The following is a 13294-nucleotide window of genomic DNA, read 5'->3' as shown; positions in this document are numbered from 1 at the left end:
AGGAGACCCGGATGAATTCCGAACGATTGGAAGCCTCGGCCCGCGTGGCCCTGGCAGCGTTTCTGCATGATTTGGGGAAGTTCGCGGAGCGTGCGTCACCGGATGTCGATGGCACCGTGCTGGAAACCCACCTGCAACTCTATTGCCCGCGTCACGAAAGGCCGGGCGGAGGATTCTGGTACAGCCACAAACATGCGGCCTATACCGCCCTCGCGGTCGACTGGCTGGAGAATGAAGGCTTGCCGCCGCTCAAGGGGTGGGCCATGGCGCCGTTCGCCGACTGGAAATCCCGCGACGTCGACGACTCGCTGGTCAACGCCGCCGCAAAGCATCACCAGCCGCAAACCTTCCTGCAATGGATCATCGCCACCGCCGACCGGGTGGCCTCGGGATTCGAGCGGGAGCAATTCGAGAACTACAACCGCGCCGAGGAAAAGACCTCCACCGGCAAGAACCATTACCAGGCGCGCCTGCTGAGCTTGTTCGAGCAGATCCGGCTGGAATCGGACTCCCCCGACCGATTCGCCTATCGCTATCCGTTGCGCCCCCTCAGTCCCGAAAGCCTGTTTCCGGAAAAGCGCGAGACTAGCGAACCGGACAACGATACCGCGGCGCAACGGGAATATGCCGCTCTCTGGGACGGCTTCAGGAAAAGTCTTGACGCCATACCCGAATCGCACCGCCATAGCCTGCCCTTGTGGCTGGATCATTTCGACACCCTTTGGCAGACCTACACCCACGCGATCCCGTCGGCCACGGCTTTCAACGTCAAGCCGGAAGTGCCGCTGTACGATCACTCCAAGACCACGGCAGCCCTGGCCGTGGCGCTATGGCGCTATCACGCCGATCAAGGCCACCCCCCCGCCGAACGCCTGGCGCGGCTGCGCGGCCGGGACGATTGGGACGAACCGAAATTCCTGCTGGTGCAGGGCGATTTCTTCGGCATCCAGAAATTCATCTTTGCCGGCGGCGGCGAGACCAAGAAGAACGCCGCCAAGTTGCTGCGCGGCCGTTCGTTCTATGTCTCGCTGATTACCGAATGCGCGGCGCTCAAGGTGCTGGACGAGTTGCAATTGCCCTCCACCAGCCAGATAACCAACGCTGCCGGAAAGTTCCTCATCGTCGCGCCCAATACCGATGAAACCAGAACCCGTCTCGCCGAAGTCCAGAAAACTTTCGACACGTGGTTCTTGAAACACAGCTACGGAGAAGCCGGACTCGGCCTGGCTTTCGAACCGGCCTGCTGCAACGACTTTCTCGGCGGGAAGGAAGGCGAAAGCCGCTTTACCGCGCTCATGAAGAAGCTGCATCGAAATCTGGAGCGGACGAAATACGAGCATTTCGGTTTATGCGGCGGGAACGCTCCGAAACCCGTGTTCGAAGACTATCTAGACGATTTCGATAACGAGCTTGGCGCTTGCGCCGTCAACGACCGCGCGCCGGCGAAAGTCGAGAGGAACGACGTTCCTCTTAGCCGGCTCGCGGCGGACCAGATCCGGGCCGGCGAATTGCTGGTGAAGTGCGAAAGGCTGATTCTCAGCATCGCGAAGCTGCAGGACAACCGCACGCTGGACCTGCCGATCTTCGGCTATTACGTACACTTCACCGGCAACGAGGAAGCGTCCGGGCGCTTTGGCGCGGAAGTCAAGAACGGCAATATCCGGCGACTGTTCGATTTTTCGCTGCCCGATCCGAACCCCGCCCGGCCGCTTTGGAACGGCTACGCGCGGCGCAACATTCGCGGCTACGTGCCGGTATTCGAAGACCTGGAATGGAAAGATCCGCGGTACGACCGGATTCAAAGCAACTTGAAAGACGAGGACGAGCCCGCCGCCGAGGATCTGAAAACCCTGCACCACATCGCCTGCGAAGACCTGGACGAACGCCGGGAATTTCGCGGCGTGACGGCTCTGCATACCCTAAAAGGCGACATCGACGACCTCGGCGCCATTTTCCAGCGAGGATTGAGGCAGCCGACCTTCGCCAAGATGGCGGCACTGTCGCGGCAGGTGAACAATTTCTTCGCCGTCTATCTGCCCTGGCTATGCCGGACGGAATACCGGAACAGCTATACAGTGTTCGCCGGCGGCGACGATTTCTTCCTGATCGGTCCTTGGAAAAGCCAGGTGGAGCTGGCCCATCGGATGCGCCGGGAATTCGGGCGCTACGTCGCGGAAAACCCGGAACTCCATTTCTCGGCCGGCCTCGCCATGACCAAGCCGGCGGTGCCTATCCATTACCTTGCCGAAGGCAGCGAGGATGCATTGGAAGACGCCAAGAAGCACCACCGCGGCGACGAAGAAATACCGGGCAAGAACGCCCTCACCTGCTTCGGACAAACCGTCGGATGGGACGAGATGGACGCTCTGTGGGCATGTTATGAACGGCTGGCCGGGTTGGCGGGGGAATACCGGCTTTCCACCGCCTATCTCTATGGCTTGCTCGGGCTAGCGGATATGGCCGAAGGCATGGCGACGGACCCGTCCAAAACCCGGTGGCGCTCTTATCTGTATTACCGGACGTGGCGCATGGTGAAAAGCGAAAGAAAGCAGAGTGTGGAAGAGCAAACGGCCGTGCACAACCGAATCGTCGCCGAAATCGAATCCGGCATTCGTCACTACGGGGCGGCTTACAAGATCGCCCTGCATTTGTATCTGTATCAACAACGTGACTAAAGGGGGGAACCCATGAACTATTACGACAGAAGCAGGCCGCAGCAAGGCGGCGGCAGACAAAATCAGGATACGGGGCCGTCAAGGGAACTGGAAGAAATCCTGAAGCAGATCGACGTCGCGAACCCGAGCGGAGACTTGTTCGACGCGATCGCCGAACGCGCGGCCGAGGAAATCGCGAAATCGGCAAAAGCGGGCAAGAGAGACAAGAACAAATCCACCCAGCTCCGCCGCTTCTACGACGAGATTGTCATGTGGGACCAGCGGATACGCCAGCTGAAGGAGGACGAGCGAACCAGGATTTACGGCACCCAATACCTTCCACTCATCAAGATGCTCAACGCCAAGGCGGCCTATGCGGAGTCCCGCGAACTGATAGACCAGAATTTTCTGACGCTACTGCGGCATGGCCTGCGTCAGCTCGAACCGGATAAGCCCGAAGCATTCAAGAACTTCAAATTGTTCATGGAAGCCTTCATGGGTTTCTACAAGCTATACGGTCCGAAATAACCAGGGGAAACGCTCATGCAACTCAAAGCCATCAACCAGATCAGCGGCGAAATCAAACTCCTGACCGGCCTACGCATCGGCGCCGGCAACGAAGAAATGCACATCGGCGGGATGGACAACCCCGTCATCAAGCATCCCTATACCCAGGAACCCTACATTCCCGGCTCCAGCCTCAAGGGCAAGATGCGCAGCCTGCTGGAATGGCGCGCGGGTATCGTCGCGCTTTGCAAGGACAAGAAAGGCAATCCGGGCAAGCCGGTTTCCGTGGAACATTTGAAGGACATGAACGAGCGTCAGCGCCGAGATGCCGAAGCCATCATCCGTCTTTTCGGCATTTCCGGCGACGCCGGAGACGCGGCGGAAAAATACGGCCCGACCCGCATGGCGTTCTGGGACTGCAATCTGACCGAGGAACATCGGCAATTCGTTCGTGACAATAACTATCTCTACACCGAAGCCAAGAGCGAAAACAGCATCAACCGCATCACCGGCGTGGCCGATAATCCCCGCCAAACGGAGCGTGTTCCGGCGGGAGCGAAATTCACCTTCAGGCTTAACCTGAAGGTGCTGGACGAAAACGATACCGACCTGCTGGACCTGGTGAAAATCGGCCTCAAAATGCTGACGCTCGACGGCATCGGCGGGTCCGGTTCGCGCGGATATGGCAAGATTGAGTTCGACGGTCTAACGCTTAACGGGCAGGCATTCGATTTGCCCGAAACGCTGTTTTGAATTGGAGGCGATCCGAATGAACACCGTACGCCAAATCATCGACGATGCACCGGAAACCGTCCCCGTGCCACCGGAATTTCGGCACAAGCGCGTAGAAATCACTTTTCGTCCATTGGAAGAAGGCCCTGTGGAAAAGGACACCCACGGCTGGCCCGTCGGCTTCTTCGAAGCCACGGCCGGAGCATGGGAAGGCGAACCGTTGACGCGCGAGCCCCAGGGAGAATATGAGAAGCGCCTGGAGTTGGACTAATGTGGCTGCCCGACACCAACGTTTGGATACGCTATCTCAATCCGGCGCCGTCCCCGGTCAAGCAGCGCTTCATCGAGCACCTGCCTCAGTCCATCGTGCTCTGCGATGTCGTCAAGGCGGAACTCTATTTCGGGGCCTACAAGAGTCAAAGGCGGGAAGCCAATTTGAGCCTGCTCGAAACGCTGTTCGTCCAGTTCGTTTCGCTGCCGTTCGACGGCAACGCCGCCCGTCTTTGCGGCGAACTCCGCGCCGATCTCGCCCGAAAAGGCAAGCCTATCGGTCCCTACGACCTGCAGATTGCCGCCGTCGCCCTGGCCAACGATTTGACACTGGTCACTCACAATACCGTCGAATTCGGCCGCATCGACGGTCTTCGACTCGAAGACTGGGAGACTTGACGTGAAGCTTTACCGCATTCTGATACATCCCGGAACCGCCTTCGCCACGCCGCTCAAGGGCGACACCCTGTTCGGCCAGTGCTGCTGGGCGATCCGTAATCTTTGGGGCGAAGCCAGGCTGATCGAACTCCTGCAAGGCTACACCGATAACCAACCGTTTCTGGTGATTTCGGACCCCGTGCCGGAGGGTTTCCTAGCTCGCCCCGCCGCGCCTCCGCATCTGCTTGGTCTCGATACGGAAAACCCCAGGGAACGCAAGCAGATCAAGGCTCGGCGCTGGCTGCCGGAGGACGTGTTGACGAAGCCGGTCGGCGCCTGGGGGCAGGAAGCACTGAGCGAAGCCGACATGATGGACCGGCTGCAACTGAAGGGGCCGTTTCTCCGCCACGAAAACCGCACTCACAACAGCCTGAACCGACTGACCGGCACCACCGGGGCCGGTGAAACCGGGTTCGCGCCGTACGATCGGGCGCTGACCTGGTATCACCCCGAGGTGCGTCTGTCGGTTTACGCGGCGCTGGATGACGACCGCTACTTCACGCTGAAGGACCTGAGCGAAGCTCTCGTGGCCATAGGCCAGCAGGGCTACGGCAAGGAAGCCTCCAGCGGACTCGGCAAGTTCGAGGTTCTGGACGCGGCGCCTTATGATGACCCGCCGCGTCCTGCCGCCCCGAACGCCTGGCTGACCCTGGCGCCCAGCGCTCCCCAAGGGCAGCAATGGAAAGCCGAGCGTTGTTACTACGAAACCTTCACCCGCTTCGGCCGCCACGGCGACCGCGCCGTGCTCGGCGGGAAGCCATTCAAGAACCCGGTGTTGATGGCCGACAGTTTCGCCATCCTCACACCCGCGATCTTCGAGCCCTCCGCCCGTATCACGGGACGGGGCATCGGCGGCGTTTCCAAAGCGATCGGCACCGCGGTTCATCAAGGCTACGCCCCAGTCTTCGGCGTGCAATGGGAGGAAGCACAGTGAGTTCTTTCTTAAACACCCAAACCGTTTACATCTCGACGCTCACCCCGGTGCATATCGGTAGCGGCGAAGATTATTACCCCACCAATTACGTCATCGACGAGGGTTACCTGCACTATTTCGGGGAGTTGCAGTTGCTGGAAGCCCTGGCGCCGGCGGAACTGCAAAAGCTTGCGGGTATTGCCGAGAAGGAGCGGGGCCAAGAGAGTCTGCGGCAGATTCAGGCTTTCATCCACCAAAAACGGGAACAGCTCTCCGTCTGGGCTCAGCATCGCGTGCCGGTGGCGGAAGGCGTGGCGCGTCTTTACCGGGACCGTATCGGCCAAACCGCGCAACACGAACGGGACGGACGCCGGATTTCCAACCAACTGATCATCCAGCGGAACAGCTTCAATCCGCACGGCGGGACCCCCTATATCCCCGGCAGCAGCTTCAAGGGGGCGATCAGAACCGCCTTGCTCGACGCGCTGAACAAAGGCGATTCACTCCCGCTGGTGACCGACCACAGCGGAAGAGAGCGGCGCGAGAATAACCAGGAACTCCAGCAGCGATTGCTGGCTTACGATTTCCGTCATCTCGAAAACGATCCTTTGCGCCTGCTCAAGATCGGCGACGCATCCTACCGCCACCCCGAGGGCTTAAACGGCTTAGAGATCCGCTTCGCCGTCAATCGCAAGCGCAAGCGTTCCGACAAGCCGAGCCGCGCCGACCAAGGTCCGCCGATTCTGCTCGAATGTCTGGCCGCCAACCGCAGCCGGAGCTTTACCGCGACTCTCGCCTTGCAAGACGATCCAATACTGCGCCAAGTGCGAAACAAACTGCCGTTCCGCGATTTCCGCGAACTGGCGGCGCGGGTCAATCGTTATGCGCTGCCGCAATTCAAGGCCGAACTGAAACGGCTGGAAGAACTCGGCTATGCGGATCAGCATTGGCTGGCGGATATGAGGGCATTGCTGCGGGACGAGCTGGAGCAGGCATTCCTGGCAAATCAAGCTTTCCTGCTCAGGCTCGGACGATATGGCGGCGCCGAAAGCAAGACCCTCGATGGGGTGCGCAGCATCAAGATCATGCAAGGACCGGGAAAGCCCCCGAAGTATCAGCACGAATCCACCACCGTCTGGCTGGCCGCCGACGATCGGACTCAGCAGGGAGGCATGTTGCCCTTCGGCTGGATACTGGTCGAACTCGACGATGCCGGCCTGCGCGAAACGCACGCCTTCCTCCGACGTAACGCGCAAGCGGCCTACGATCGACTGGAACAGGAACAAAAGCGGAAATCCGAGGCCGAGCGACTGCGGGCCGAACGATGCCGAGCCGAAGCCGACGCGCGGCGGCAAGCCGCCGAAGAGACCGCAAGAGCGGAAGCCCAAGCCGCCCGTTTCGCGGCCATGTCGGAAAACCAGCAGCGGACCGAAGCCCTGCGTGGCGAAATGACTGCGGCCAATAAGGGCAAAGGTCCCGGCAGCCAGTTGTACGACCGCTTACGGAATCTGATCCAGGAGGCGGCGAGTTGGGACGAATCCGACCGCCAGGCCCTGCACCCCGTAGCCGTCGAGATATTCGACTGGCTCGGCATCCGCAAGGACGACGGCAAGCGCAAGAAACTGTTGCGCAGTCTCATGGCGCCATGATGAGCTTGCACTGAATCCGTCTATCGGTTTCTTCCGTCAGCGGAGAACACGTTATGAACTGGCAAGACATCTGCGATAACCCGTTATTCAAGGACCTTCCCTTCAAATTCGAAACCGACCGCTGGGGGCATATCGTCATGAGTCCGGCCACCGACAAACGCTCCCGGCTCCAAGGCGAGATTTTGAACCTGCTGAGGCAACATCTTCCCCACGGACGGGTATTGTCCGAGTGCAGCGTACAAACCTCCGAGGGCGTGAAAGTGGCCGACGCGGTTTGGGCCAGCGCGGAGTTTTTCGCCCACCGCGGTTTGGCCAATCCTTCCCCGGAAGCCCCTGAAATCGTGGTCGAAGTGCTTTCGCCGTCAAACGGCCGGGCCGAAACGGAGGAAAAGAAGGAACTTTATTTCGCCCGTGGCGTGCGCGAATTCTGGGTGTGCCGGGAAGACGGCGAAATGCTGTTCTACAACAACCACGCCCGGCTCGAACACAGCACCCTGGCGCCCGAATTTCCGACCCGTGTCGAGTTGCCCGCATGACGCTCCGAAAATCGCCATCACTCGACGCTAACTTTTCGGTAAGCCGATTTTTCTGCAAACCCCTTTGTAAACCGTTGACTATGGAGGTGTTTTAGACACGAGCCGTTTGAATCGAGACCTTATGAAGAAGGGATTAAGACACAGCGCGAAGCAAAGGCATGATGAACCCTCAGGTTTGAATCGAGACCTTATGAAGAAGGGATTAAGACTAAACCTTGATAGGCTTTGTCTTCTTTTGATCCTGTTTGAATCGAGACCTTATGAAGAAGGGATTAAGACTACTCTCTTTAGTTAGTGTTGGTGAAGATATAAGTTTGAATCGAGACCTTATGAAGAAGGGATTAAGACGCGGTTAGCCTTACGGACTTTCGATAGACTCTATGTTTGAATCGAGACCTTATGAAGAAGGGATTAAGACGATCCTTGACTCGGCGAGTCAAGGTGTCGATCAGGTTTGAATCGAGACCTTATGAAGAAGGGATTAAGACATAAATAAAATAATGGTCTTAAGATCAACTATAGGTTTGAATCGAGACCTTATGAAGAAGGGATTAAGACGAAATTCTTCCAGCACGTAACAGAACGCTGCTAGTGTTTGAATCGAGACCTTATGAAGAAGGGATTAAGACGGTTATGTAGTCTCTGAATCCGTTCCAGAATGCGGTTTGAATCGAGACCTTATGAAGAAGGGATTAAGACTCCTTCTCCCTGTCGGCCTTAACCTTATTGGTCAAGTTTGAATCGAGACCTTATGAAGAAGGGATTAAGACAGTCCGACAAGTCCGCTTTCGGTGCGGTTGCGGTGTTTGAATCGAGACCTTATGAAGAAGGGATTAAGACAGCTGTTCTCAAACTGCCCAGCTAAACCCGCCCGCGTTTGAATCGAGACCTTATGAAGAAGGGATTAAGACCTACGTTCTTCCATGATGTCTCTTAACAGGCTTAAGTTTGAATCGAGACCTTATGAAGAAGGGATTAAGACGGGGTGTCCTTAGGGACATGTCGTTTGAATCGAGACCTTATGAAGAAGGGATTAAGACTCCGGATCCAGTCCGGCCTGCGTGAAAATGTCCCGTTTGAATCGAGACCTTATGAAGAAGGGATATATGCAAACGATTAAAACCACGATTAAAAGAGCAATCATAAGGTCTTTCCAATAACCATTCTTTTTAACCATGACAACTTACTTCGTTACCCGCCATGCGGGCGCCATCGAATGGGCGCGCGAAAGCGGCATCGCGGTGGATCGGCAATTGGCGCACATGGACATGGCCGTGGTGAAAGCCGGGGATCGGGTCATCGGCACCCTGCCCGTCCATTTGGCCGCGGAGGTATGTGCCCGAGGCGCCCGCTATCTTCATCTGGCGCTCGAAATACCCCCGGATTGGCGGGGACGCGAGTTGTCGGCTCAGGATCTTAGGCGTTTCGGCGCCCGCATCGTGGAATACCGCGTCATCGCGGCTGAAGGCGAAAACCCATGAGCGCACGTGTCCTGGTCATCCCGCGAGCCGAGTGTCCATCTTTACCGGAGGCTGATGCCTGGGCGCGAACCACCTGGACGTGGCCCCGGAACTGGTCATGGCGGCGTCGCTCGGAGGCCGAGGGCGACGAGCGGTTGTTGCAGATCATTCCTTACGCGCTGCTCCGGAACGCTCGCGGCGAGATCTGGTGTTATGCCCGGAACGGCGGCGATTCGCGGCTGCGGGACCGGCTGAGCGCCGGCGTCGGCGGGCATATCGAGGACATCGACGCGGCGGAATCGATCGAGCGGATGGCTGATCGCGCGCTTCGCCGCGAATTACGGGAAGAGCTGCTTTGGCAGCCGGACACGGCTATCCCGGAACCGGTCGCCTGGATCTACGAGGGTCTTTCGGCAATCGGCCGCGTGCACATCGGCTTGCTGTATCTCCTTTCCTGGCCGGAAGACGCGCCGCCAAAACCGGCCGAGGGCCAAGGCCTGAGCGGTATCGGCTTTATTCCGGCGGGGCGGATCGCGGATGACGCGCGCTTCGAATTGTGGAGCCGTCTCGCCGCCGGATTTTCGATCCGGAATTCCGTATGAAAGCGAATATTCTGCTATGTACGCTCGGCGCCTCCTGGGCAGTAATTCCGGAGGTTTACGGTTTTCTCGCGCCGGACCGTTTGCCGCTCTACCGTTATCATCCACGATGCGCTGATTTCACGCGGCAACGCGAGGACTATCGACTGGAGGCGCCCGACGAAATCTGGGTCTGTACCACGCTGGGAGACCTGCCGCGGCAAGGACTTGCGTATCTCCGCGATTGGCATGCGCGGCTGGAGCATCCGCCGATCCTCCGGATCTGGCAGGCGGCAGGAACCGACCAGCTCGCCAGCCAGCCCGAGTGCGACCGATTCCGCGAACTCCTGCTGCGCGCCTGCCTCCTGGCGCACGAGCGCGCCGGGGACGGTCAGGTGGTTCTGTCGCTGGCCGGCGGGCGGAAAACCATGAGCGCCGATCTCCAATGGGCGGGCTCCGTGCTCGGCTGTGACGCGCTGATCCATGTGGTCGGGCAAGACCCCCTGCCGGAGCTTTTGAAAACGGGAACAGCCGAGTTCTTCACCCGCGAATTGCCCGCCGAGGTTGCATCCGCGATCGTGCCGCTCATTGCGGGAGCGGGCCGGCGCAGCGAACTCCTGGATGTCGAGCTCGATGGACGGCGCGCCGTCGCCAGCCGCGATTTTCCGCTTCCCCTGGCCTCACACGGAGCCTCGTTGACATGGACGCCGGCCGCCGGCCACGGGCTTTGCGAGGAGATCCGGTCGCGCGAAAAGGCCGGGAGCCAACTGCTGGGAAATTACCTGAGAGCGCTCGGCGAGACGGAACACCACGAGAACTGGCGCAGCCTTTACCGCCTGCCGCCGCGCGTCATCGAGATTCTGCGGAAACAGCCGTTGCCCCCCGGATTGGCCGACTGGTTGCAAGGGCTGCCCAAGGCCGATTTGCACCGGCACATCGGCGGCTGTCTCGATCTCGATGCCCAGCGCGAGGTCGGCCGCTCGGTTTGGGAGGCATTGGGCCCTCCCGAGCGCGAGCGCGCCCTCGGCCATATTGCGCCGCTCCTGCGGCAAGCCATCTGGCCCTGGGATTGGCCGGACCGACTGAAGACCTCGGCCATTCCGAGGCCGCATTGGACCGCGGCGCTGCTCGTACACGCCGACGCCCCCCAATTGACCGGCAACCTGTTCGACGCCACCGAGCCGAGATTCGATCTGAAATCGGGACCCCGTGGCTTCAAGGCCTATGAACGGCCCGGCGAACTGTCCGGCTCGGCGATCCTGTCGCATCCCGCCGCCATTCAACCCTATGCGGCTCATCTCGTAGGCCAGGCGCACGACGAAGGACTGGCCTATGTCGAGCTGCGCGGCAGCCCGCACAAATACGGCGACGGGCTGGCCTTTCTTCATCGGCTGGCCGACGCCCTGCAAACCGCTGCGGCAAGCTTGCCGGCCGATTCGCGGGCCTTGTTCCGATTCATACTCATTGCCGACCGGCGCCAGCCCGAACGTCTTGCGGAGGTAATTGATCTGGCGGTACGAGCGAAGGAGCAATTGCCAAATTTCGTAGTTGGGCTCGACATGGCGGGCGATGAGACGCAACCGATTTCGGCGGATGTCGCACAGGCTTTTGCCCGTGCTTTCGAAATCTGCCTGCCGCTGACGATTCATGCCGGCGAGGGGGAGACCGCGGAAAAGATTTGGACCGCGGCCTATCACCTTCACGCCGACCGGATCGGGCATGGCCTGACGATCGGCGATCATCCGAAACTCGCCCAGCGCTTCCGCGACCGCGGCATCTGTATCGAGCTTTGTCCCAGCTCCAACCGGGAAGTCGTCGGCTATCGCGACGCCGCTTTCCCTGAAACGGCGCACTGCCCCGATTACCCGCTGTGGCGACTCTGGCAAGCCGGGCTCCCTTTGACGCTCTGCACGGATAATCCGGGCATTAGCCGCACCACCATGACCGGCGAATATTTGACCGCCGCGCGCATGGTCGGCGATTGCTTCAGCTGCTGGGATGCCTTGGCCATGATCAAGCAGGCATTCGTCCATGCGTTTCTGCCGAGCCAGGAAAAAGAAGCGTTGCTGAAACGGATGGATGCTTTGGTTTACCGGCACGTCCTTGCCCAATTTTCGCCTCGAGAAGGTTTCAACCCGCGCCATCTCAGTTTTTCGGAAGACCCGCTAACGCCATGAAGATACAAACCCATGTAATCCTAGTCTCCGGACAGCCGACGCCCAACATCACGCCGGCGCTCGATCCCGAGATCAAACCCAAGCACATCATCATGTTGGTAAGCCCCGACATGGCCCGGCGGGCCGACTGGCTCCGGGCCGTTCTGCAGCCGGCCGGCGTCACGGTGAGCCAGATCAGGATCGAGAATGCCTACGATATCGAGGCCATTCGGGAGCAGCTGCTGGCTTTGGTGTCGGAACACGAGCACGATAAGCTCGCCCTGAACGCCACCGGAGGCACCAAGCCCATGGCCATCGCCGCCTACGAGGTGTTCCGCGCGGCCGGTCAACCGATCTTCTACGTCCATCCCGAACAGGACCGGCTGATATGGATGCATCCCGCCGGCCGGCCGCCGAGGGAGCTCGCCAACCGCATCAAGCTCAAGGGATTCTTTCAGGCCCACGGGGCTCAATTGAGCGAACGGCCGGCGAACTTCGGCATGCCCGAGCGCTTGCGGACATTGGCCGAAGGGCTGGTCCGGCACATCGACAAATATCAGAACGCTCTCCGAATTTTGAACTGGGCGGCAATGTCTGCGGAACAGAACGAATCGCTGGTCTCCGACCAACTCAGACCGGGCCAGATCGAGCGCGAAGACTTCGAGGCCCTCCTCGGCTGGTTTGAGAACGCAGATGTCGTTATGGCGAGGCAAGGCCGCCTCCATTTCGCCGACGAGCCGGCCCGCTTCTTCGCCAACGGCGGATGGCTGGAACAGTACGCGTACAGTCTGGTCCAGAGCCTGAAAAGCGAACTCAAAGCGATACAGGACATCGGCCGAGGGCTGGAAGTCGAGCGGCAAAACGGCGCCGAGCGGATTCGCAATGAACTGGACGTTGCCTTTCTCGCGGAAAACCGGCTGTACATCGTCGAGTGCAAAACCCGCCAGTTCAGGGACGATATCGAGACCGGCGGTGCGGGCGCCGATGCAATCTATCGGCTCGACGCGCTTTCCAACCTCCTGGGCGGTCTCCAGGCAAAGGCCATGCTGGTCAGTTATCAGCCCCTGTCCACCGCCATTCAAGATCGCGCCCGCGCCTATGGGATACTGACCTGCGCCGGACCGGAATTGAAAACCTTGAAGGAAACCTTACGCCGATGGATAGGTTGAACCGCCCGGTACCGAATGCTAACTTTTCGGCAAGCCGATTTTTCTGCAACCCCCTTTGTAAACCATTGACTTTGGAGGTGTTTTAGACACGAGCGGTTTGAATCGAGACCTTATGAAGAAGGGATTAAGACGCACATTGTTGACAATATAACGACTCGCTTTGTGTTTGAATCGAGACCTTATGAAGAAGGGATTAAGACTTCTTTGCTTTCGCGTATGAGTGACGATGCAA

Annotated in this window: 12 protein-coding genes and 2 CRISPR repeat arrays (1 of these 14 running past the window's edge); all 12 genes read left to right on the top strand. The window is 59.3% G+C overall.

Annotated features, from left to right (window positions below; translation table 11 throughout):
• Positions 1–11 precede the first annotated feature (11 nt).
• The 12 genes from cas10 to ACR2TX_RS14650 all read left to right on the top strand — a co-directional run bounded on the left by cas10 (position 12) and on the right by ACR2TX_RS14650 (position 13062).
• The gene (gene cas10 / locus ACR2TX_RS14705; protein ID WP_347258502.1) at positions 12–2675 is read left to right on the top strand and encodes a type III-A CRISPR-associated protein Cas10/Csm1; all 2664 of its coding nucleotides are present in this window, start codon (positions 12–14) and stop codon (positions 2673–2675) included.
• A gap of 12 nt (positions 2676–2687) precedes the next feature.
• Positions 2688–3182 carry a type III-A CRISPR-associated protein Csm2 gene (gene csm2, locus ACR2TX_RS14700; RefSeq protein WP_077732660.1) on the top strand — a complete coding sequence of 165 codons (495 nt, stop codon included), beginning with the start codon at positions 2688–2690 and terminating at the stop codon, positions 3180–3182.
• 15 nt (positions 3183–3197) lie between these two features.
• Entirely contained in the window at positions 3198–3914 is a 717-nt protein-coding gene (gene csm3 / locus ACR2TX_RS14695; RefSeq protein WP_077732661.1) for a type III-A CRISPR-associated RAMP protein Csm3, read from the top strand.
• A 16-nt stretch (positions 3915–3930) separates the two neighbouring features.
• Positions 3931–4164, top strand: coding sequence for a hypothetical protein (locus tag ACR2TX_RS14690; RefSeq protein WP_139841161.1), 234 nt, complete (start codon positions 3931–3933; stop codon positions 4162–4164).
• Positions 4164–4562: a type II toxin-antitoxin system VapC family toxin gene (locus ACR2TX_RS14685; protein WP_077732663.1), complete on the top strand. Its 399-nt coding sequence runs from the start codon at positions 4164–4166 to the stop codon at positions 4560–4562. Before ACR2TX_RS14690 ends, ACR2TX_RS14685 begins: the two co-directional genes overlap by 1 nt.
• A 1-nt stretch (position 4563) precedes the next feature.
• The gene (gene csm4, locus ACR2TX_RS14680) at positions 4564–5535 is read left to right on the top strand and encodes a type III-A CRISPR-associated RAMP protein Csm4 (RefSeq protein WP_168183899.1); all 972 of its coding nucleotides are present in this window, start codon (positions 4564–4566) and stop codon (positions 5533–5535) included.
• Entirely contained in the window at positions 5532–7163 is a 1632-nt protein-coding gene (csm5, locus tag ACR2TX_RS14675; protein WP_347258504.1) for a type III-A CRISPR-associated RAMP protein Csm5, read from the top strand. Before csm4 ends, csm5 begins: the two co-directional genes overlap by 4 nt.
• Positions 7164–7216: 53 nt before the next feature.
• Positions 7217–7699, top strand: coding sequence for a Uma2 family endonuclease (locus ACR2TX_RS14670; RefSeq protein ID WP_347258505.1), 483 nt, complete (start codon positions 7217–7219; stop codon positions 7697–7699).
• A 104-nt stretch (positions 7700–7803) separates the two neighbouring features.
• A CRISPR array of direct repeats spans positions 7804–8809; the repeat unit is 36 nt; unit sequence GTTTGAATCGAGACCTTATGAAGAAGGGATTAAGAC.
• A 65-nt stretch (positions 8810–8874) separates the two neighbouring features.
• Positions 8875–9180, top strand: coding sequence for a CRISPR-associated protein Csx16 (gene csx16, locus ACR2TX_RS14665; RefSeq protein WP_077732666.1), 306 nt, complete (start codon positions 8875–8877; stop codon positions 9178–9180).
• On the top strand, positions 9177–9761 hold the full coding sequence (locus ACR2TX_RS14660) for a hypothetical protein (RefSeq protein WP_077732667.1): 585 nt from the start codon (positions 9177–9179) through the stop codon (positions 9759–9761). Before csx16 ends, ACR2TX_RS14660 begins: the two co-directional genes overlap by 4 nt.
• Positions 9758–11914, top strand: a complete 2157-nt coding sequence (locus ACR2TX_RS14655; protein ID WP_434129927.1) for a CRISPR-associated ring nuclease — start codon at positions 9758–9760, stop codon at positions 11912–11914. The genes ACR2TX_RS14660 and ACR2TX_RS14655 overlap by 4 nt, the downstream gene beginning before the upstream one ends.
• Positions 11911–13062, top strand: a complete 1152-nt coding sequence (locus ACR2TX_RS14650) for a Card1-like endonuclease domain-containing protein (RefSeq protein WP_077732669.1) — start codon at positions 11911–11913, stop codon at positions 13060–13062. Before ACR2TX_RS14655 ends, ACR2TX_RS14650 begins: the two co-directional genes overlap by 4 nt.
• 95 nt (positions 13063–13157) lie before the next feature.
• Positions 13158–13294: a CRISPR direct-repeat array (repeat unit 36 nt; unit sequence GTTTGAATCGAGACCTTATGAAGAAGGGATTAAGAC); it runs 1368 nt beyond the window's last position.

This window comes from Methylocaldum sp. GT1BB (genome assembly GCF_051027545.1).
Taxonomy (GTDB): domain Bacteria; phylum Pseudomonadota; class Gammaproteobacteria; order Methylococcales; family Methylococcaceae; genus Methylocaldum.
This window is presented reverse-complemented; position numbering and strand designations above follow the sequence as displayed.